19 protein-coding genes and 1 pseudogene are annotated in these 20,172 nt (G+C 59.3%); 7 read left to right on the top strand and 13 right to left on the bottom strand.

Translation table 11 applies throughout. The features are described 5' to 3' along the window. Positions 1–105: 105 nt before the first annotated feature. The 3 genes from AB4O36_RS08645 to AB4O36_RS08635 all read right to left on the bottom strand — a co-directional run bounded on the left by AB4O36_RS08645 (position 106) and on the right by AB4O36_RS08635 (position 3,163). Complete coding sequence (locus AB4O36_RS08645; protein ID WP_460141481.1) at positions 106–906, bottom strand: hypothetical protein; 801 nt, start codon at positions 904–906, stop codon at positions 106–108. A gap of 464 nt (positions 907–1,370) precedes the next feature. Next, positions 1,371–2,672, bottom strand: coding sequence for an OprD family porin (locus AB4O36_RS08640; protein ID WP_460141480.1), 1,302 nt, complete (start codon positions 2,670–2,672; stop codon positions 1,371–1,373). A gap of 194 nt (positions 2,673–2,866) precedes the next feature. Beyond that, entirely contained in the window at positions 2,867–3,163 is a 297-nt protein-coding gene (locus AB4O36_RS08635; RefSeq protein WP_460141479.1) for a hypothetical protein, read from the bottom strand. Positions 3,164–3,661: 498 nt separating this feature from the next. Here AB4O36_RS08635 and AB4O36_RS08630 point away from each other — a divergent pair, with 498 nt between their 5' ends. Continuing rightward, positions 3,662–3,931, top strand: a complete 270-nt coding sequence (locus AB4O36_RS08630) for a DUF2790 domain-containing protein (RefSeq protein WP_460141478.1) — start codon at positions 3,662–3,664, stop codon at positions 3,929–3,931. Positions 3,932–3,993: 62 nt separating this feature from the next. Here the strand turns inward: AB4O36_RS08630 and AB4O36_RS08625 are convergent, their stop codons facing one another. From AB4O36_RS08625 to AB4O36_RS08610, 4 genes and pseudogenes are all read right to left on the bottom strand, one after another. Beyond that, positions 3,994–4,263 carry a DUF1652 domain-containing protein gene (locus AB4O36_RS08625; RefSeq protein WP_460123606.1) on the bottom strand — a complete coding sequence of 90 codons (270 nt, stop codon included), beginning with the start codon at positions 4,261–4,263 and terminating at the stop codon, positions 3,994–3,996. A gap of 281 nt (positions 4,264–4,544) precedes the next feature. Beyond that, positions 4,545–5,540, bottom strand: a pseudogene (gene ilvA / locus AB4O36_RS08620) (threonine ammonia-lyase, biosynthetic); the annotation flags it as partial. Between the two features lie 272 nt (positions 5,541–5,812). Next, positions 5,813–6,964 (bottom strand): PQQ-dependent sugar dehydrogenase, encoded by a 1,152-nt coding sequence (locus tag AB4O36_RS08615; protein WP_460141477.1) that lies wholly within the window; start codon positions 6,962–6,964, stop codon positions 5,813–5,815. 18 nt (positions 6,965–6,982) lie between these two features. Further along, positions 6,983–7,297 (bottom strand): hypothetical protein, encoded by a 315-nt coding sequence (locus AB4O36_RS08610; RefSeq protein ID WP_460123600.1) that lies wholly within the window; start codon positions 7,295–7,297, stop codon positions 6,983–6,985. A gap of 185 nt (positions 7,298–7,482) precedes the next feature. On the opposite strand from AB4O36_RS08610, the gene ku reads away from it, so the two are divergent. Beyond that, a complete protein-coding gene (ku, locus tag AB4O36_RS08605) occupies positions 7,483–8,328 on the top strand; it encodes a non-homologous end joining protein Ku (RefSeq protein ID WP_460141476.1) in 846 nt (281 codons plus the stop codon). 81 nt (positions 8,329–8,409) lie between these two features. On the opposite strand, the gene lpxO is transcribed toward ku, so the two are convergent. Then, positions 8,410–9,309, bottom strand: a complete 900-nt coding sequence (gene lpxO, locus AB4O36_RS08600) for a lipid A hydroxylase LpxO (protein WP_460141475.1) — start codon at positions 9,307–9,309, stop codon at positions 8,410–8,412. Positions 9,310–9,618: 309 nt separating this feature from the next. Here lpxO and AB4O36_RS08595 point away from each other — a divergent pair, with 309 nt between their 5' ends. Further along, entirely contained in the window at positions 9,619–11,205 is a 1,587-nt protein-coding gene (locus tag AB4O36_RS08595; protein WP_460123591.1) for an ABC-F family ATPase, read from the top strand. Between the two features lie 279 nt (positions 11,206–11,484). After that, positions 11,485–12,669 carry an MFS transporter gene (locus AB4O36_RS08590; RefSeq protein WP_460141474.1) on the top strand — a complete coding sequence of 395 codons (1,185 nt, stop codon included), beginning with the start codon at positions 11,485–11,487 and terminating at the stop codon, positions 12,667–12,669. Between the two features lie 3 nt (positions 12,670–12,672). On the opposite strand, the gene AB4O36_RS08585 is transcribed toward AB4O36_RS08590, so the two are convergent. Both AB4O36_RS08585 and AB4O36_RS08580 read right to left on the bottom strand, forming a co-directional pair. Continuing rightward, the gene (locus tag AB4O36_RS08585; RefSeq protein ID WP_460123586.1) at positions 12,673–13,710 is read right to left on the bottom strand and encodes an alpha/beta hydrolase family protein; all 1,038 of its coding nucleotides are present in this window, start codon (positions 13,708–13,710) and stop codon (positions 12,673–12,675) included. Between the two features lie 167 nt (positions 13,711–13,877). Next, on the bottom strand, positions 13,878–14,489 hold the full coding sequence (locus AB4O36_RS08580; RefSeq protein ID WP_460123583.1) for an FMN-dependent NADH-azoreductase: 612 nt from the start codon (positions 14,487–14,489) through the stop codon (positions 13,878–13,880). 129 nt (positions 14,490–14,618) lie between these two features. Here AB4O36_RS08580 and AB4O36_RS08575 point away from each other — a divergent pair, with 129 nt between their 5' ends. Next, positions 14,619–15,527 carry a LysR substrate-binding domain-containing protein gene (locus tag AB4O36_RS08575; protein ID WP_460141473.1) on the top strand — a complete coding sequence of 303 codons (909 nt, stop codon included), beginning with the start codon at positions 14,619–14,621 and terminating at the stop codon, positions 15,525–15,527. Further along, positions 15,524–15,883: an MmcQ/YjbR family DNA-binding protein gene (locus AB4O36_RS08570; protein WP_460123577.1), complete on the top strand. Its 360-nt coding sequence runs from the start codon at positions 15,524–15,526 to the stop codon at positions 15,881–15,883. Before AB4O36_RS08575 ends, AB4O36_RS08570 begins: the two co-directional genes overlap by 4 nt. On the opposite strand, the gene AB4O36_RS08565 is transcribed toward AB4O36_RS08570, so the two are convergent. The 3 genes from AB4O36_RS08565 to AB4O36_RS08555 form a co-directional block, all read right to left on the bottom strand. Further along, positions 15,880–16,764, bottom strand: coding sequence for a hypothetical protein (locus AB4O36_RS08565; RefSeq protein WP_460141472.1), 885 nt, complete (start codon positions 16,762–16,764; stop codon positions 15,880–15,882). The two genes, AB4O36_RS08570 and AB4O36_RS08565, sit on opposite strands and share 4 nt — an antisense overlap. A gap of 147 nt (positions 16,765–16,911) precedes the next feature. After that, positions 16,912–17,346 carry a DUF1294 domain-containing protein gene (locus tag AB4O36_RS08560; RefSeq protein WP_460141471.1) on the bottom strand — a complete coding sequence of 145 codons (435 nt, stop codon included), beginning with the start codon at positions 17,344–17,346 and terminating at the stop codon, positions 16,912–16,914. Continuing rightward, positions 17,346–18,173, bottom strand: coding sequence for an undecaprenyl-diphosphate phosphatase (locus tag AB4O36_RS08555; RefSeq protein WP_460123568.1), 828 nt, complete (start codon positions 18,171–18,173; stop codon positions 17,346–17,348). The genes AB4O36_RS08560 and AB4O36_RS08555 overlap by 1 nt, the downstream gene beginning before the upstream one ends. A gap of 289 nt (positions 18,174–18,462) precedes the next feature. On the opposite strand from AB4O36_RS08555, the gene AB4O36_RS08550 reads away from it, so the two are divergent. Then, complete coding sequence (locus AB4O36_RS08550) at positions 18,463–20,097, top strand: methyl-accepting chemotaxis protein (protein WP_460141470.1); 1,635 nt, start codon at positions 18,463–18,465, stop codon at positions 20,095–20,097. Positions 20,098–20,172: the final 75 nt, after the last annotated feature.

Raw genomic sequence — 20,172 nt, 5'->3', positions numbered from 1 at the left:
CACCGCGGGCATTCAGACAGCCCACGTCATCGTTAACGACCATCGCGAGCATGCTCGCTCCTACAGGGTTTTGGTGCCATGCACACATCTGCATTCCAACAACGACTACTGTAGGAGCGGGCTTGCCCGCGATGGTGGCGTGTCAGGCACCAAAAATGTTGAATGTGCAGGCCTCATCGCGAGCAAGCTCGCTCCTACAGTTTTTTGGTGCCATGCACATATCTGCATTCCAACAACGACTACTGTAGGAGCGAGCATGCTCGCGATGGTGGCCCAGACACCGCGGGCATTCAGACAGCCCACGTCATCGTTAACGACCATCGCGAGCAAGCTCGCTCCTACAGGTTTTTGGTGCCATGCACACATCTGCATTCCAACAACGACTACTGTAGGAGCGAGCATGCTCGCGATGGTGGCCCAGACACCGCGGGCATTCAGACAGCCCACGTCATCGTTAACGACCATCGCGAGCATGCTCGCTCCTACAGGTTTTTGGTGCCATGCACATATCTGCATTCCAACAACGACTACTGTAGGAGCGGGCTTGCCCGCGATGGTGGCCCAGACACCGCGGGCATTCAGACAGCCCACGTCATCGTTAACGACCATCGCGAGCAAGCTCGCTCCTACAGGTTTTTGGTGCCATGCACATATCTGCATTCCAACAACGACTACTGTAGGAGCGAGCATGCTCGCGATGGTGGCCCAGACACCGCGGGCATTCAGACAGCCCACGTCATCGTTAACGACCATCGCGAGCATGCTCGCTCCTACAGGGTTTTGGTGCCATGAACACATCTGCATTCCAACAACGACTACTGTAGGAGCGAGCATGCTCGCGATGGTGGCCCAGACACCGCGGGCATTCAGACAGCCCACGTCATCGTTAACGACCATCGCGAGCATGCTCGCTCCTACAGGGTTTTGGTGCCATGCACACATCTGCATTCCAACAACGACTACTGTAGGAGCGGGCTTGCCCGCGATGGTGGCCCAGACACCGCGGGCATTCAGACAGCCCACGTCATCGTTAACGACCATCGCGAGCAAGCTCGCTCCCACAGGGTTTTGGTGCCATGCACATATCTGCATTCCAACAACGACTACTGTAGGAGCGGGCTTGCCCGCGATGGCGGCGTGTCAGGCACCAAAAATGTTGGATGTGCCGGCCTCATCGCGAGCAAGCTCGCTCCTACAGGTTTTTGGTGCCATGCACACATCTGCATTCCAACACCCCACCACTGTAGGAGCGAGCATGCTCGCGATGGTGGCCCAGACACCGCGGGCATTCAGACAGCCCACGTCATCGTTAACGACCATCGCGACGGTTCGACGTGCTCGCTCCTACAGGGTGCGGCGGCCTTTCAGCCCTACAAAACCGAAAAGTTGTAGCTGATGATCAACCGGGTCTCATCCACATCCCGGGCAAACTTCTCGTAGTTGGTGCGATAGGTCGCATTACGCAACCGCAGGCTCACATCCTTGAATGTGCCACTCTGCACCACGTATTTCAGCTCGCTGTCGCGTTCCCATTCTTTGCCTTCCTGGTCGCTGCCCAGCACCTTGATGTGATCACCGTTTACATATCGGGTCAGGAAGCTCAAGCCATTGAGGCCAATGGCCTTGAAGTCATAGTCATAACGCAGCTGCCACGAACGCTCCTGGGCGGCGGCGAAGTCGTTGACCTGCACATAGTTGACCAGGTATGGGTTGGTGCCATCCAGGTACGGCATCGAATTGTCGCCGTTCATGCGCTGCCAACCGGCGCTGAAGGTGTGCCCACTGATGGCGTAGGCCAGCATGCCGCTCAAGGCTCGGTTGTCGATGGAACCCGCGCGCTCGGCGCCGCTGTCGGCACTCTTGAGCAGGCGCACATCAGCCTTGAGCACGCCCTCACCCAACGGCTGACTGGCCACCACACCCACAAAATGCTGGCGGTAGATGTCTTCCAGTTCCGCGTAGTGATACTGGGCCGTCAGTTGGTCATTGATCTTGTAGTCAAAACCATACATATCGAAATGATCGGCAGTAACGTTGCACGCGTAGCGCTTGTTCTTGCAGTGCACGCGGATGTCCTGGGCATCGGTGGAATCCCGGGCGGTGTACTTGTCCAGGCGCGCCGCCATGAACGTCAGGTCCTTGATCTCCCTGGAGGTCAGTTGCGCACCGTTGAACATCGTCGGCAGCAGGCGGCCGTCGTTGTACTTGAGCAGCGGCACATCCGGCAACAGCGCGCCGTACTTCAACACGCTCTGGGACACCCGCACCTTGGCGGTCAGACCGAGCTTGGCGTACTGGTCTTCGGACCCACGTGGGTTGTGCCCGGTGGACGGCAGCAAGCCACTGTTGCTGCTGTCAGCGCTGGAATCGAGCTTGATGCCCAGCATGCCCAGCGCATCGATACCAACGCCCACCGTGCCTTCGGTGTAACCCGATTGCAGGTTGAAAATGAAACCCTGTGCCGACTCTTCGCGCTTGGACGCGCCCTGCTCCGTGGACGTGTGCCCATCCCGAAAATCACGATTGAAATACACCGTGCGCGATTCGATTTTCGCCGTGGTGTCGTCGATGAAACCGCTGGCGCGCACCTGGCCGGTAAAACTCGCGCACAGGGCCAGGGCGCCGAAGCCAAATGCCTGGCGCGCGGTAATCATTTGAAAAGGGGGACGCATGAAAAAGCTCCAACTGTGCAGCGTTTGCGCAAGGCGCAGGCCAATAAATAGCTTCATCCCGGACAGGAACTGACCAGGAGAAAAAGACACGCGGGGTGAGGTGCAATGATGGCAGTTGGCTGTTACGGGGTGTAGGCGACTTTAGTCGGACCACGGCGCTCGGAGCTTCCTGCGCCGTGGAACTCGGGTGAAGTTCAGGCGGCAGGCTTCCAGCGCAACAAGCGCTGTTGCGCCACCCGCAACAGGTCGCAGCCATCCTGGGTCAGCAGGTACAGGGCATGGGTGAGGTGCGGAATGTCCTGGCCGTCACCGTTTCTGAACGAGTGGATGTGCAGGGTTTCCAGCAGGTCGCTGGACGCACGGATACGTTGCAGGGCGGCTTCTAGGATGTCTTGTGGATCGGCCTGGGTGTCGATCACCAGGGGCGAGGTTTCGGTGACGGCGCTTTTGATGGCGCGGTAGCGGTCGCATAGAGCATTTATTGTTGTCATTAGGGAGTTACTCAAGTTGTCTAGCGTGGACCTCCGGTACCGTGACCAAACGGAGGGAGGCGGACTGTGTGCTGGTTTGGTCAACCGATAACGCCCTCAACTCGGCTCGCCCTAAGGCGTCCGACACACAGCCGCCATAACGACACAGACGAACAATCCGCACGCAATGATGCCACATGTGAGGGAGCTATCAGGTGACCAAACCTGTTCGCTGATTTTGCAGCGAGTCCAAACAGTAGCCGTCCCTGCCCAGCCTGCGGAAGCAGACAAGGCATCCACCTTTGTAGGACCCGGCTTCGGTTTTCCAGGAATCCTGGCGCAGCGAAAAGCCTGACAAAACCCTCTTACACGACAGGCGGCATTCAGCCGGTTTAACCATCGCTTAACGCTGCGGTCCAACACTTCACTGGACCGCACGCCCTCAGGTTCCTCTGACGCCCAGTGCGGCAGCCTCGACGCCCTTGTCGAGTTGACTTGCGACTGCACGGGAGATCCCTCATGAACAGCACCACCCTGCTGGTTACCCTCACCCTCGCCTGCTCGGCGTTCACCGGCCTGGCACAGGCAAATGACAGCACGACTGCGCAAGCGGTGCCCTACGAATACGACATGCCGCTGCATGTGGCGAAAGTGGTGTCGCTCAGCGAGCCGGACACTCTGGAATGCAAGGTCGTCACGGCGGACATGAAGTACATCGATGCGGCGGGCAAACCCGCAGAGATCACGTACCGCAAGCTCTCGCAAGCGTGTACGGAACAAGGCAACTGATCGGCGAGAAAACGACGACGGGTCTGGTCGCATGGCCAGACCCGGGAAGGATTGAACGCAGGTTATACAGATTGGTATTTCGACAGCGGCGGCTGGGTATCCATTGGCTGCAAGATGCCTGAACGCAGGCCGGCAATCAGGTTATTGATTTCCCGGCAACTGTTGAGAGAAGAGGCGTCAATGCCGCTCACATACAGGTCCACCTGATCGGTTTGCCCGTCGGCAAAAACTTTTACCGACATCAGCATGTTGGGGGACAGCGTGCATTGGCAGCGTTTGGGAAGAAAGCTGCTTTCAATGATGTTGCGAAGTTCCAAGGCAGACAGAAACATGGCGACTCTCTCCTGAGTGTGCAAAAGCCAGATAGGGTTAAGACCGGCTCTATAAAGTCTGGCCGGTTTTTCCATACAGCTATTGCATGAAACATGCCCTGGACTCCCCTGTATGGCTCAGCAACAAATCAATGGGTTAGAAGGCCTGAACTTAAAGGCCATCATGCAATTTGCCGGAATGCCGGATTTCACGCGTGCAAATTGCAACCCTGGAGAGCGTCATGTGGGAGCGAGCAGGCTCGTTCCCACAGGTGCTCGGATAGGAGAGGAAGTCAGACCTCCATCGCCGCGCGCTCCGCCACATGTCGCAAGCTGTCGAAGTTGATGTTGGCGCCTGAGTCGATGGCGATCAGGGTCTCTCCCTTGACACCACGGCGGGCCACGTATTTCTTGATCCCGGCCACGGCCAGCGCGCCGGAGGGCTCGGTGATCGAGCGGGTGTCGTCGTAGATGTTCTTGATGGCCGCGCACAGTTCGTCGTTGCTGACGGTCAACACTTCATCGACGCAGAACTGGCAAACCTCAAAGCCATAGGCACCGATCTGTGCCACGGCCACCCCGTCGGCGAAAGTGCCGACATTGGGCAACACCGTCCGCTCACCCGCCTCCATCGCGGCTTGCAGGCACGCCGAATGCTCCGATTCCACGCCGATGATGCGCACCTGCGGCCTCAAGTATTTGACGTACGCCGCGATACCCGCGATCAAGCCGCCACCGCCCACCGGAACGAAGATCGCGTCCAGGTCCCCCTGGTGCTGGCGCAGGATCTCCATGGCCACGGTTCCCTGGCCGGCAATCACGTCCGGGTCATCGAACGGCGAGACGAAGGTTCGTCCCGTGCGCTCCGCCAACTCCAGCGCGTGGGCCAGGGAAAACGGAAAACTCTCCCCGTGCAACACCGCCTCGGCCCCGCGACTGCGTACGCCGAGCACCTTCAGTTCCGGGGTGGCACACGGCATGACGATGGTTGCATCGATCCCCAACTCCCGCGCCGCCAGCGCCACACCCTGGGCATGATTGCCGGCCGATGCGGTGATCACACCTCGGGCCTTTTGCTCATCGCTCAGTTGCACCAGCTTGTTGTAGGCACCACGGATCTTGAAGGAAAACGTCGGTTGCAAGTCTTCGCGCTTGAGCAAAATCCGATTGCCCAGCGCTTGGGACAACGCCGGTGCGTCCTGCAACGGCGTACGCATCGCCAACTCGTACACCGGCGCGGCGAGGATCTTTTTTACATAGTGCTCAAGCAGGGTTTGCTGGGCAGGCGTGGTGTGCATGGTCGTCTCCTGACATGTTCAAAACCCCGGAGACAGAAAATGAAAACCCGCCTCTAGGGCGGGTTGGGTGCTGCAGTCGTGAGCTAGCCCGCCAAATGAGGAATGGCGGTAATAATGCTTGGCTGGCAGCGCAGTACGGTGGAAGTCATGGGGTGAAACTAGCTGGATACATCCGTTGGTGTCAACCCACCCCTGTAGGAGCGAGCTTGCTCGCGATAGCGGATGCCTGACACACCGCCATCGCGAGCAAGCTCGCTCCTACAGGGGGCCTATCATTTCAGGCCCACGCGGTACAACACCCCGTCGCTGTCATCCGTCAGTACATACAGGTAACCATCCGGCCCCTGGCGCACGTCGCGAATGCGCTGGTTCAGTTCGCCCATCAAACGCTCTTCGTGCACCACCCGATCGCCTTCGAACTGCAACCGAATCAGCTCCTGGGTCGCCAGTGCGCCGATGAACACGTTGTGCTGCCAGGGCTTGAAACGGTCGGCGTCGTAGAAGGCCATGCCGCTCAGGCCCGGGGATTTCTCCCAGACGTGGTGTGGCGCGAGGGTGCCTTCGGCCTTCTTGCCCTTGGCTTCGGGGATCGCCAGCCCGGAATAGTTGATGCCATGGGTCGCCAGCGGCCAACCGTAGTTCTTGCCGCGCTCGATGATATTGAGCTCATCACCGCCCTTGGGGCCGTGTTCGTTTTCCCAGAGCACGCCCGTCCAGGGGTTGAGCGCCATGCCTTGCGGGTTGCGCTGGCCATAGGACCAGATTTCCGGGCGCACACCGGACTGCCCGACAAAGGGGTTGTCGTCCGGCACCCTGCCGTCCGGATAGATGCGCACGATCTTGCCCTGCAGCTTGTCGAGGTCCTGGGCGGTAGGCCGGTCGTTGTTTTCACCCAGGGCGATGAACAGATAGCCGTCGCGGTCGAAGACCAGGCGCGAGCCAAAGTGGTTACCGGTGGACAGCTTGGGCTCCTGGCGAAAGATCACCTTGAAGTTGTTCAACGTCTTCAAATCTTCCGACAACTGTCCGCGCCCGACGGCGGTCCCGGCCGTGCCGCCCTCACCCCCGCCTTCGGCGTAGGACAGGTACACCGTGCGGTCCTGCTTGAAGTCGGGCGAGAGCACCACATCGAGCAAACCGCCCTGGCTGCGGGACCAGACGTCCGGCACGCCGCTGATGGGCGCCGAGAGCTTGCCATCGGCGCTCACCACTCGCAGGTTGCCGGGCTTCTCCGTCACCAGCATGCCGTTCTGGTCCGGCAGGAACGCCAGGGCCCAGGGGTGATCCAGGCCCTTGGCGATCGGCGTGACCTCAAGGGTGCCCTGCTCGCTTTTCAGTTCCTGAGACGTCGCTGCAAACGCGGGTAAAGCCGCGCCGAGCAAGGCGCTGGCACAGAAGGTTGCCAGGAAGGTTTTACGCAACATGCACGATTCCTTTTGTGGTTAACGGGTGTTCGCATCGCGAGACGGCGGGTTGGGTATGAACTTGGGCGGGCTGGCGGGCGCGGTGCGATCCTGGGGGTAGCGGTTGCCGATGCCGCCATTGTCCAGCGTCGGTGGTCGCGGCACCGGCACGGTGTTGGGCCCACGAATCGTCGGCGCGCTCGGTTGCGTGCCTTGCATGCTGTTGGGGTTGGCCCGGCGAATCGGGCTGTTGTAAGGATTGCTGGTGGCACCCGTGGGGCTTTGGGCCTGGGCAACGTTGCTCAGCGCACCACTCAATGCCATCGCGAACAGGCCAAGCACTATCCGGTTCATGAGCTGCCTCTCTACGTGATAAAGCCTTCGATAGCACGCTACGCCCAGGGTTCGCATTTGTTAACCAAAACCTCCCGAACAAGATGTAACACGAAGTTGAGACCCCGGCCGCACCGGCCTGCACGTCACTGAAACTTTTGCGCAGCGGTACGGGTCACCTGATCATCAGACGCGAGGAGACGACCATGGCACGGGCAATCTGGAAAGGCGCAATCAGTTTCGGGCTGGTCCACATCCCGGTGGCGCTGGTCTCGGCGACGTCTTCCCAGGGCGTGGATTTCGACTGGCTCGACAGCCGCAGCATGGACCCGGTGGGCTACAAGCGCGTCAACAAGACGACCGGCAAGGAAGTGACCAAGGAGCACATCGTCAAGGGTGTGCAATACGAAAAGGGTCGCTACGTGGTGCTCAGCGAGGAAGAAATCAAATCGGCACACCCGATGTCGACGCAGACCATCGACATCTTTTCCTTCGTCGACAGCGACCAGATTCCATTGCAGAACATTGATACGCCCTACTACCTCGCCCCTGACAAACGCGGCGGCAAAGTCTACGCCCTGCTACGCGAAACCCTGAGCAAAACCAAAAAAGTCGCCCTCGCCCACGTGGTACTGCATACCCGCCAGCACCTGGCGGCGCTGATGCCCATCGAGTCGGCCATGGTGCTGGTGATGCTGCGCTGGCCCGAAGAGGTGCGCAGCCTCGATACGCTCGAATTGGGCAGTGACGTGACCAAGCCCACGCTGGCCAAGGGTGAGTTGGACATGGCCAAGCGTTTGGTACAGGACATGAGCGGTGACTGGAGCCCCGAAGATTACCGCGACAGTTTCCAGGACAAGATCATGGCGCTGGTGGAGAAAAAGGCCCATGAAGGCAAGATCGAGGACGTCGAGACTGCGACCGGCGAGGAAGAGCGCAAGACGGCGGATGTGATCGACTTGACCGAGTTGCTCAAGCGTAGTTTGGGGGGCAAGGCGGCCAAACCGGCGGCGAAAGCGAAGCCGGCCGCCAAGAAGGCCAGTAAGCAGTGAGCTTCAGGACCTCTTCGCGGCAAGCCCGCTCCTGTAGGAGCGGGCTTGCCCGCGAAGGCGTCATCAGCGACACCCTAAAACTCAGATCAGAACAAACACCGCCAACAACCCCGCAAAAATCGCCCACTTCTCCAGGTAATACAGCTTGCGATTACGCTTCTTGAGCGCCTTGCCCCGCAGCCGCACCTTGTAGATCCGCGCAAATAACCGATTGAGCGCACCGGTGCGATCACCCACATCATTGGGCGCACCCGCCGCCGACATCACATTTCGACTGAACCAGGCATTGAACGCTGTCGCCCAGCGGTATTTCATTGGTCGCTCGATGTCGCAGAACAGGATGATACGGTTCTGGTCAGTGGTGTTTTCTGCGTAGTGAATGTAGGTCTCGTCGAACATCACCGCTTCGCCATCACGCCAGTGATAGCTCTCGCCATCGACGCTGATGTAGCAGCCGGCATCGTTCGGTGTCTCCAGGCCCAGGTGATAACGGTAGGAACCGGCGTAGGGGTCGCGGTGGCGCACCAGCTTGGAGCCCGGCGGCAACTCGGCGAACATCGCCGCCTTGATCGAGCCGATTCCCTGAACCAGTTCAGTGGTGCGCGGGCAGAGTTTCATCGCCGACGGATGACTATCGCCGTACCACTTGAGGTAGAAGCGTTTCCAGCCGGTCTTGAAGAACGAGTTGAAGCCCACGTCGTCGTACTGGTCGGACCGCTTGATCTCGCCCGCGCGCAACAGGTTTTGACCTTCAGCGCGAATTTCCTCCCAGTGGGCCTGCAACGGGCTCAGGTCCGGGAACTCGGCTGGATCGAGGAAAGGTTTGTTGGGTTTTTTCGAGAACAGATAAAGGAAGCAATTGATCGGCGCCAGGAAAGACGAGTGATCACTCAATTGGCGTCCGAGCTTGTGGCGCACGCGCCCACGCAGGTGGACGTAGGCAATCGAGACAACATAAACAGCGGCAATGATAAGTTTCACGGAATCGTCACACATCAAAAGTGAACAGACTGCCTCTGCGCCTGAGGGCGCCAGTCGATGCCGCATTTTAGCCACTATTTGTAACCAATAGTTAACCTACAAATGCGAAATTCTCGCTATTAGTACTGCCAGCCCGACTCTTGGCCCGAACGCCCTATCGTTCAGAGCGCCAGACCAGTACAATCGCCGCCAAACTTTGCGCCCTCTTTGGTTGATGACGGGAATTGACCCCGGCTTCAGCGCACTTCGACTCGGGCCAAGCGCGGTATCGCCGCACCCCTGGCCACTGAATGCTTCGCAGGAAAAACCTTGATTTCTACAGCTAATATCACCATGCAGTTCGGCGCCAAGCCGCTTTTCGAAAACGTTTCGGTCAAGTTCGGCGCGGGCAACCGCTATGGCCTGATCGGTGCGAATGGCTGCGGCAAGTCGACCTTCATGAAAATCCTCGGCGGTGACCTCGACCCGTCCGCAGGCCAGGTCATGCTCGAGCCGAATGTGCGCTTGGGTAAATTGCGCCAGGATCAATTCGCCTACGAGCAATTCAGCGTGATCGACACCGTGATCATGGGTCACGAAGAGCTGTGGAAGGTCAAGGCCGAGCGCGACCGCATCTACTCGCTGCCGGAAATGAGCGAAGAAGACGGCATGGCCGTGGCCGAGCTGGAGACCGAGTTCGCTGAAATGGACGGCTACACCGCCGAATCCCGTGCGGGCGAGCTGTTGCTGGGCCTGGGCATTGGCATCGAACAGCACTTCGGTCCGATGAGCGAAGTCTCGCCGGGCTGGAAACTGCGCGTGTTGCTGGCTCAGGCACTGTTTTCCGATCCGGAAGTGCTGTTGCTCGACGAACCGACCAACCACCTGGACATCAACACCATCCGCTGGCTGGAAAACGTGCTGACCCAGCGCTCCAGCCTGATGATCATCATCTCTCACGACCGTCACTTCCTGAACAGCGTCTGCACGCACATGGCCGACCTGGATTACGGCGAGCTGCGTCTGTTCCCGGGCAACTACGACGAGTACATGACCGTGGCGACCCAGTCCCGCGAGCAATTGCTGTCGGACAACGCCAAGAAGAAAGCGCAGATTTCCGAGCTGCAATCGTTCGTCAGTCGCTTCTCGGCCAACGCCTCGAAAGCCAAACAGGCCACTTCTCGCGCCAAGCAGATCGACAAGATCCAGTTGGCCGAGGTCAAGCCTTCCAGCCGCGTCAGCCCGTTCATCCGCTTTGAACAAACCAAGAAACTGCACCGCCAGGCGGTCATCGTCGAGCACATGGCTAAAGGCTTCGACGGCAAGGAACTGTTCAAGAACTTCAGCTTCACCGTTGAAGCAGGCGAGCGCGTAGCGATCATCGGCCCGAACGGTATCGGCAAGACCACCTTGCTGCGCACCCTGATGGGTGAGTTGACGCCAGACGCCGGTTCCGTGAAGTGGACCGAAAGCGCGGAACTTGGTTACTACGCCCAGGACCACGCCCACGATTTTGAAGAGGACATGAGCCTGTTCGACTGGATGGGTCAGTGGACCCAGGGCGAGCAGGTCATTCGCGGCACTTTGGGCCGCATGCTGTTTTCCAACGACGAGATTCTCAAGTCGGTCAAAGTCATTTCCGGTGGTGAGCAAGGCCGCATGCTGTTCGGCAAGCTGATCCTGCAAAAGCCGAACGTGCTGGTCATGGACGAACCGACCAACCACTTGGACATGGAATCCATCGAGGCGCTGAACCTGGCGCTGGAAAACTACCCGGGCACGCTGATCTTCGTCAGCCATGACCGTGAGTTCGTATCGTCCCTGGCCACGCGCATCATCGAGCTGAGCCCGAATGGCGTGACCGACTTCAGCGGCACCTATGATGATTACCTGCGTAGTCAGGGTGTGGTGTTCTAAAAGCAGCGATTAGCTGCAAGCTACGAGCTGCAAGTTGAAAGCCCTGTCCATGTGACGGGGCTTTTTGCATCTCCCTGGGGGATGCTTTTCCCTGTGGGAGCGGGCTTGCTCGCGAAGGCAGTGGGTCAGGCGAAATTTATTTGGCAAATCCACCGCTATCGCGGGCAAGCCCGCTCCCACAGGGGAATCAATTGCAGGAAATATAGTTAGCCTGCTTTCATTTATTTCCCGCCCGCGCCATGATGCAGTTCTCCCACCGCCGCCCGCGAAAGAGCCCTCATGTCTGCGCAGCAACTGCCACCGCAAAGCTCCATGGCGATCACCCTGCAGATCGTCTCTATCGTTTTCTATACCTTTATCGCCTTCCTTTGCATCGGCCTGCCGATTGCGGTGTTGCCCGGTTATGTCCATGAGCAACTGGGCTTCAGCGCGGTGGTTGCCGGGCTGACCATCGGTTCACAATACCTCGCAACCTTGCTCAGCCGCCCCATGGCCGGGCGCATGTCGGACACAGTGGGGACCAAGCGCGCGATTATTTACGGTTTGAGCGGGATTGTATTGAGTGGTGTCCTGACATTGTTGTCGACGCTGTTGCAGAGTTTTCCCCTGACCAGCCTGCTGATCCTGATCGCCGGCCGCCTGCTGCTGGGGATCGCCCAAGGCCTGATTGGGGTCGGCACCATCAGTTGGTGCATGGGTCAGGTCGGCGCCGAGCACACGGCGCGTTCGATCTCGTGGAACGGCATCGCCTCCTATGGCGCCATCGCCATCGGCGCGCCGCTGGGTGTGGTGATGGTGGCGCAATATGGCTTCGCCAGCCTCGGCATCGCGCTGACGCTCTTGGCCGTGCTCGCGCTGCTGCTGATCCGCAACAAACCCTCGGTGCCGGTGGTGCGCGGCGAACGCCTGCCTTTCTGGGCTGTGTTCGGGCGTATTGCGCCATTCGGTGCGAGCCTGAGCCTGGCGTCGATCGGCTACGGCACCCTGACCACCTTCATTACCTTGTATTACGTCAGCCGTGGCTGGACCGGTGCCGCGTACTGCCTGACCGTGTTCGGCATCTGCTTCATCCTGGCGCGCCTGCTGTTTATTTCCAGCATCAGCCGTTTCGGCGGTTTCACCTCGGCCATTGCCTGCATGACCATTGAAACCGTGGGCCTGGTGCTGCTGTGGCTGGCGCCTTCCACGGGTTTTGCCCTGCTCGGCGCAGCCCTGGCCGGGTTTGGCTTATCGCTGGTGTACCCGGCGCTGGGTGTGGAGGCGATCAAACAGGTGCCGAACTCCAGTCGGGGTGCCGGCCTGAGTGCTTATGCGGTGTTCTTCGACCTCGCGCTGGCGATTGCGGGACCGCTGATGGGCGCGGTGGCATTGAACCTGGGCTACTCGTGGATTTTCTTCAGTGCGGCGATGTTGTCCATCACCGGCCTGGCCTTGACCCTGCTGCTCAAGCGCCACGCCGCGTAAGGCTTACTGATCGGCAGTCTGCATGCCGGCGCGGGTCGGCCTGCCCAGGGTACGGGAGAAAAACCGCCCCGCCTCCGAGATCATGTTGCGGTGAATGTCCTCGCGGTCAACGCCATCGGCATCGGTGCACAGCGCCGGCATGGCTTTGATTTGCTCTTCGTTGCACGGCGCCATGAACACGAAGTGCCCTGCCCCGGCCAGCAACTTGAAGTCCGGCGCAGTCGGCAGCTTACGCGCCAGCGCCGCAGCATTTTTGTCGAACGCCACCAGTTTGTCGCCGTCACCGCTGTACAGCAGCACAGGCACATGCACGTCGGCCAGGGTGTGACGGCCGAACTTGAGGCTGAGCGGCGCCATCAACAACAAAGCGTGAACCCGGGGATCGGCAACCGGTTGCAGGTCATCCCGATCAACGATCAACTCGCCCTGGGTATTGCAGGCATCGTGATCGTCCGGGCGCTCCTGGCAGTAGCGGCGCAGGCGATCCAGGTCCGGAGTGGCCCCGGACAGGATCAACGCCGTCTCGCCGCCTGCCGAGTAACCGATCACACCGACCTGTTCGGCGTTGACGAACGGCGCGAGCATGCGATCACCCAGGGTGGCGGTAATGGCTTCGGAAATCTGGATCGGGCGACCATAGAGGTTGCTCATGGTGCCGAGCCGACTGTGGTCCTTGGAGTTGTCGCCGGGATGAATCACCGCCACTACCACAAAGCCCTTGCGGGCCAGCGATGTCGCCAGGTCATGCAGGGCCAGCGGCGTGCCGGTGTTGCCGTGGGAGAGCATCAGCATGGGAAAACGGCCGATGGCCACGCGAGTGTCTTCGCCCGCCTCCACCGTGTAGCCCTCAAGCTTGCTGACGTGCTCGCGATCACTGGACGGATAAAATGCGATGGCCCGCATCGGCTGCAAGTCCAGCGGGTCGAGAAAGCTCATCTCATGAAAGCCGACGCTCCAGTGAGGGTGCGGCGCAGGCGCGGCGTGCACTGAGTTCAGGCTGCTGAGCAGGCAAATCAGTAACATTGCACAAAGACGCACCATGGGATGCCCCACCTTTTCTGAATTTGGCCACACGCGTTCGGGTATTGCATAACCCGGGCCAGCGCGAAGTATCCAGAAACAAAAAACTCCGTACCTGATACTTGCGCAATCAGAATACAGAGTTTCTTGAGGTGTTGCCCGAGCAGAATGACAGCTTTACGCAAGCCTTACGCAGCGGCGAACAATTGCTCGCTGATCTGTGCGTGAGCGTCGCTCATGGCCTTGGTGCGCACTTCGTCACCGTAGGCCAGGCCATGGGCACGAACGAATTCGATGTCGGTGATGCCAAGGAAACCGAACATGACCTTCAAGTACTCTTCATGGGCCACACCGGTGGCTTGGCCGAGGTGCAAACCGCCGGAGGTCGAGACGATCACGACTTTTTTGTTACCGCACAGGCCTTCAGGGCCGGCTTCGGTGTAGCGAAAGGTCTGGCCGGCAACGGCGATGCGGTCGATCCAGGCTTTCAACTGAGTCGGGATGGTGAAGTTGTACATCGGCGCGGCGACCACCACCGCGTCGGCAGCGAGGAATTCGGCCAGGGTCTGCGCGCTCAGGTCGGCTTCGTGCTGTTGCGCGGCGTCACGCAGTTCGGCCGGGGTGCCGGCGGCAACCAGGGTATTGGCCGAGAAGTGGCTGATGGCGTCGCTGGCCAGGTCGCGGTAAGTCACCACGGCGCTCGGCTCGGCGGTTTGCCAGGCCTTGACCACTTCACCGCTCAGCTGACGGGAAGCCGAGTTGTCACCCAGGATGCTCGAATCGATATGCAGCAGTTTCATGTGGAATCTCCAATTGAGGACCGCTACAGGGCGATCTGATGGAGAGAATCCTACAAGCGAAACCAATGGATGATTAGCTGGCAACAATGCGATAGTTTGTCCTACTGATAGAACAATCGAGTGATAGACATGCAAGACCTCAACGACCTCTTCTATTTTGCCAAGGTGGTTGAAGCGGGGGGATTCGCCGCGGCGGGCCGACTGCTGGGCATTCCAAAATCGCGGCTCTCGCGCAGGATTGCCGAATTGGAAGAGCGCCTGGGCGCGCGTCTGCTGCAACGCACCACCCGCCAACTCAAGCTGACGGCCGTGGGCGAACGCTACCTGCGTCACTGCCAGGCGATGCTGCTGGAAGCCGAAATGGCCGATGAAGCCGTGGCGAGTATGTCCAGCGTACCGCGCGGTCGGCTGCGGGTGTCCAGCCCCGTGGGCCTGGCCCATGAAATGCTGCCGTCGGTGATCAGCCAATTCCTCCACAAGTACCCGCAGGTGCAACTGGAAGTGATGCTGGTCAACCGCCGTGTGGATCTGGTGACCGAAGGGGTCGACGTTGCCCTGCGGGTTCGCGAGCCGGGCGATGAAGATCCGTTGCTCGTGACCCGCCGCCTGCGGCAGGCGCAGATGCTGATGGTGGCCAGCGCGGACTTTCTCCAGGGTCGCCAGATCGATCATCTTGAAGACCTGAAGGGATTGCCTGTGCTCGGTGCGCTTGAGGCCGACCGCCTGGTGCACATCCGCATGCTCGATCAACAGGGTAAAAGTTACGAAATCGCGCTGGAGGCGCGCCTGGGCATCGACGATTTCATTGTGCGCAAGGCCTGCACGCTCGCTGGCCAGGGCTTCACGATGCTACCGATGATGTACTGCGAGACAGAACTGCAAAGTGGCGCACTGGTGCAGCTCTTGCCCGACTGGTCGCTGCCTGGCGGTTGGCTGCAAGCCGTGTACCCGCACCGACGTGGGGTGATGCCCGCCGTGCGGGCCTGGCTCGACCATTTGATCGAGTCCTTCGATGCCTGTGGAGACCGCTTGATATGAAGCCTGGACGTATGAACGAAGAAGACGCCGCACGATTCTGCCTCGCCCTGCCGGGCGCACGGGAGGACTACAAGTGGGGCGGCGTGCGGGTGTTCTCCGTTGCCGGCAACAAGATGTTCGCCCTGCAAAACCTGCGCGGCGAATCCCTGGCCTTCAAAGTCGACAAGGACCTGTTTCTCGGCCATTGCGACCGCCCCGGCATTCATCCCGCGCCTTATCTGGCACGAGCGCAATGGATCATCATGCAGACGCCCTACCCGCTCGGCGCCGGGGAGTTGCAAGCGCTGCTGCAACGCTCCCATCAACTGGTGGTGAGCAAGCTGCCCAAGCGCACTCAGGTCGGGTTGTTGATTTAGTACCGCCGAAGGTCAATAAACCCCTGCTTGTGCAGTTTAGCCAGTGCAATGAAAATCAACGTGCAATAGTTGTCGGCATTGTTCATGTCACTGGCTTTGAGATTAGCCATTGAATACACATCGAAGTCCTTGGCTTCTTGGTCAGCGGTAAAGTGATAGGCAAGGTCATCAGCCTCCACCCACAGATGAGACAGTTCATGCAGCACGATATACAAATAAAATTCGTGGGAAAAACCTGAAACTTTAGGTGTATAGGCTGAATTGGCAATCATGCAGGCTTCATTAATAAGCATGCATAAATCGACACCCATGAACCACAGGAAAGCCAGACCGTATAGATCATCCGAGTTCTTGCCCTCCCCATCAGTCAGCGGCACGAACACTCGATTGCAAGTATTAAAGTCCGTATAAATGACCTCGGAAACGAGCTCCGGATTTTTGATCAACGAATACGTGAGTTCAAGCCTTTCGCGCAGGTAGTCGCGGCTCTCGAACAAGGTGTCAATGGCGGTGATCAACTCTGAATCGGGTAAAGGGCTTACGGTATCGACAGGCTCCAATGCCTGCAGGATCGATTCGATACCGGCAACGACCGCAACATTGACGAATTCGTTGATCATCGAAACCACGTAATTCTCGAGGACAAGACCGGGGGTAATCGCAGATTGGACTTGTTCGAAGTGCAGGACAAACTGCCGCATACGATCTTCAACGACGACCAGATTATCAAGGATGGTTTCGTCGGCGATAAGACTTGAATTCGTACCATCGAGCAGTTTTGATCGCCGCCTGACATACGCGACTTTTTCGGCGGGAGAACTGCCGAGAAATCGGGCCAACTTATACATGGCACATTCGGTAGTCACGGTTTCAAGTCTCATCGCCAACCTCCAGACATTTAAGGTTGGCGAAAACTAGCACGGCGAAAACCGGTGTCAAAACACGCAGTTGTAACCCTATTTGCCAGCAATAACCGTTAACAACATGTTTGCAAGCGAGGCTCGAACACTGACTATGCTTGAGCCCGATCAACGCATGAACGGGCCGACCCAATGCGTCTGCAAGAACAACTGATCGATCCAGAACACCTGGTGAAGCAGCACAATCACCCAAAACAGAATTTGAAACGAAACCTTGCGCGTTTTGTGTCGCAATACCTGCTGGGCGAGCAAGGCGCCAGGCCAGCCGCCGGCAAGTTCCACCGCATGCAGTATGTTTTCAGGGGTGCGCCTGCCCTCAGTGCGGGCCTTGTGCTTGTCGCGCCAGTAAAGGAAAAACGCAAGCACGCTGACGAGCCCATAGGCCGCCAGCGGTATGAACGAAACGCCTTGCACCCAGAAAGAGACAGAGCCAATGAGCGGCAGCGCGCACACCACCGCGAGCACCAGCAGTTTCAGCCGCAGATTTTGCACCGGGCCACCCGACGGGCGTTCGGGCGGACGGCGTGCGCGACTGCCATTCATTACTTGGCCGCCGTCCAGTCGACCCAGCCAAACTGCCAGGTGGCCAGGATCAGCAGGCCAAACGCGATGCGGTACCAGGCAAACACGGCGTAACTGTGGCTGGCAATGAACTTGAGCAGGCCACGCACGGCGATCATCGCGAAGATGAACGCGGTGACGAAGCCCAGGGCGAACACCGGCAGGTCCGCCGGTTCGAACAGATGTCGGTACTTGAACCCCGAATACACCGCCGCCGCCACCATGGTGGGCATGGCCAGGAAAAAGGAGAACTCGGTGGCGGTCTTGCGCGACAGGCCGAACAGCAACCCACCGATGATGGTGGCGCCGGATCGCGAGGTTCCTGGAATCATCGCCAGACACTGGGCGAAGCCGACCTTCAGGGCGTCTTTCCAGGTGATTTCGTCGACCGTTTCAGCGTGCACGGCGTGGTCGCGCTTCTCCGCCCACAACATGATGACCCCGCCCACTACCAATGCCGCCGCGACGGTGATCGGGTTGAACAGGTAATGGTGGATCAGGTCGGAAAAGATCACCCCCAGCACCACGGCCGGCATGAAAGCGACCAGCAGGTTCAGCGTAAAGCGCTGGGCGCCGGGTTGGGTCGGCAGTCCCGTTACCACATCCAGAATCTTGCGGCGAAATTCCCACACCACCGCCAGGATCGCACCCAACTGAATGATGATGTTGAAGGCAATAGCCCGCTCGCCTCCGAAGTTCAACAGGTCGGCCACGATGATCTGGTGTCCGGTACTGGAAATCGGCAAAAACTCCGTCAGCCCTTCCACAACCCCAAGTATCAATGCCTGCAAGGCGGTCCAAAGATCCATCAATCCCCCAAGAAGCGATGCACGACGGCATGCCCCGATCGTATTTATTGCAAAACGTTGATTATGATCAGCGCGACGCAAGGTCGGCGCGCACAGAATCACGACGGAGTCGTAAAAAATCCGTGAAAAATCAACTTCAATTCAGGTTTTTGCGTTCAGGGCCGAAATCCTATCAGACAAGCCCCAATAACGCTGCCACGTTATTGGACTTGGGTCGGATATGCCCGTTCGACGAAGTGTGATGGGATTCTGCCGAATAAAAAAACAATAACACCGGAGTGACAGTGCTATGAACAGCTTGCGCAGTATGTCGATCAGCCGTCGTTTGTGGCTCATCTTGGTCGTAGCCGTCATGATGCTCTTGACGTTGGGTGTGTTGATGCTCAAGCAGATCCACGACGATCTCTATCACGCCAAGGCACAGAAAACCCAACACGTGGTGCAGACGGCCAGCGGCATTCTGACCTATTACCACGGCCTGGAGACCGCCGGCACCCTGACCCGCGAAGCGGCACAGAAGCAGGCATTGAGCGCCGTGCGCGGCCTGCGTTATGACGAGAATGAGTACTTCTGGATCAACGACCTGACGCCGGTGATGATCATGCACCCGGTCAACCAGAAGCTTGACGGCCAGAACCTCTCGGCCATTCGTGATCCGGACGGGTTCGCAGTGTTCAATGAAATGGTAGCCCTGGCCAAGGCCAAGGGCGGTGGTGCGATCGACTATCGCTGGCCAAAACCCGGCGCCAGCGATGCCGTGGAAAAAACCTCCTACGTCAAACTGTTTGAACCCTGGGGTTGGGTGATCGGCTCGGGCGTGTACATCGATGACCTGCAGGCAGAGTTCAAGACCCAGGTGTGGAAAGCCTCCGGTATCGGCCTGGTGATCGCCTTGATCATGGCATTGCTGGTGATCCTGATCGCCCGCAGCATTGTGCGTCCCTTGCAGGAAACCGTGAACGCCATGGCCAATATCGCCAGCGGCGAAAGCGATCTGACCCGTAGCCTCGATACCCATGGCCACGATGAAGTCACGCAACTGGCCCACCATTTCAACGCATTCACCGCCAAACTGCGTGGCGTGATCAGCCAGTTGCAGGTCTCGGCTGGCGCGCTCGGCCAATCGTCCAACGAGCTAGGCAACGATGCCGCCCAGGCGCAGCAGCGCAGCCAGCAACAATCCCAGCAGATGGAGCTGGTGGCCACAGCCATCAACGAAGTGACGTACGGCGTGCAGGATGTCGCCAAGAACGCCGAGCATGCGGCGAGCGAAATGCGCGATGCCGAGTCCCAGGCGCAGCAGGGTCAGGTGAACATCGACAGCAGCCTGGAACAGATCGACAAACTGTCCTCCACCATCGACCAGGCCGTGGAGGTCATCCGTACGCTGGCCACCGAAAGCACCCAGATCGGCAGCGTGCTGGAAGTGATCCGTTCGATTGCCGAACAAACCAACCTGCTGGCACTCAACGCCGCCATCGAGGCCGCGCGAGCCGGTGAGCAGGGACGCGGGTTCGCCGTAGTGGCCGATGAAGTGCGCCTGCTGGCGCAGCGCACGCAAAAATCCACCGCCGAGATCCAGTCGATGATCGAGCGCCTGCAAAGCCATTCCGAGGCGGCGGTCAAAGTCATTGGCGACAGCAGCCGCGCGTCCCAGTTGACCATCGAACAGGCAGGCCTGGCGGGCGCCAGCCTCAACGCCATCGGCCAGGCTTTGCGCAACCTCAACGGCTTGAATACCTCCATTGCCAGCGCCACCCTGCAACAGGCGCACGTGGTCGAGGACATCAACCAGAACGTCACCCAGGCTGCAGGCTTGTCCCACAGCACGGCGCTGGCGGCGGAACAGTCGAGCGTGGCCAGTGTTCGCCTCAAGGACTTGAGCGAACAGTTGAACACCCTGCTCAGACAGTTCCGCGTCTAAACAGTCCCGTCGCAGCGGCCCGCTCCGCGCCGCTGCGACGAGACTGCGCGCTGGCCGGTTCTACTCGGGGGCGCC

The organism is Pseudomonas sp. S2_E01 (genome assembly GCF_054668365.1).
This window is presented reverse-complemented; position numbering and strand designations above follow the sequence as displayed.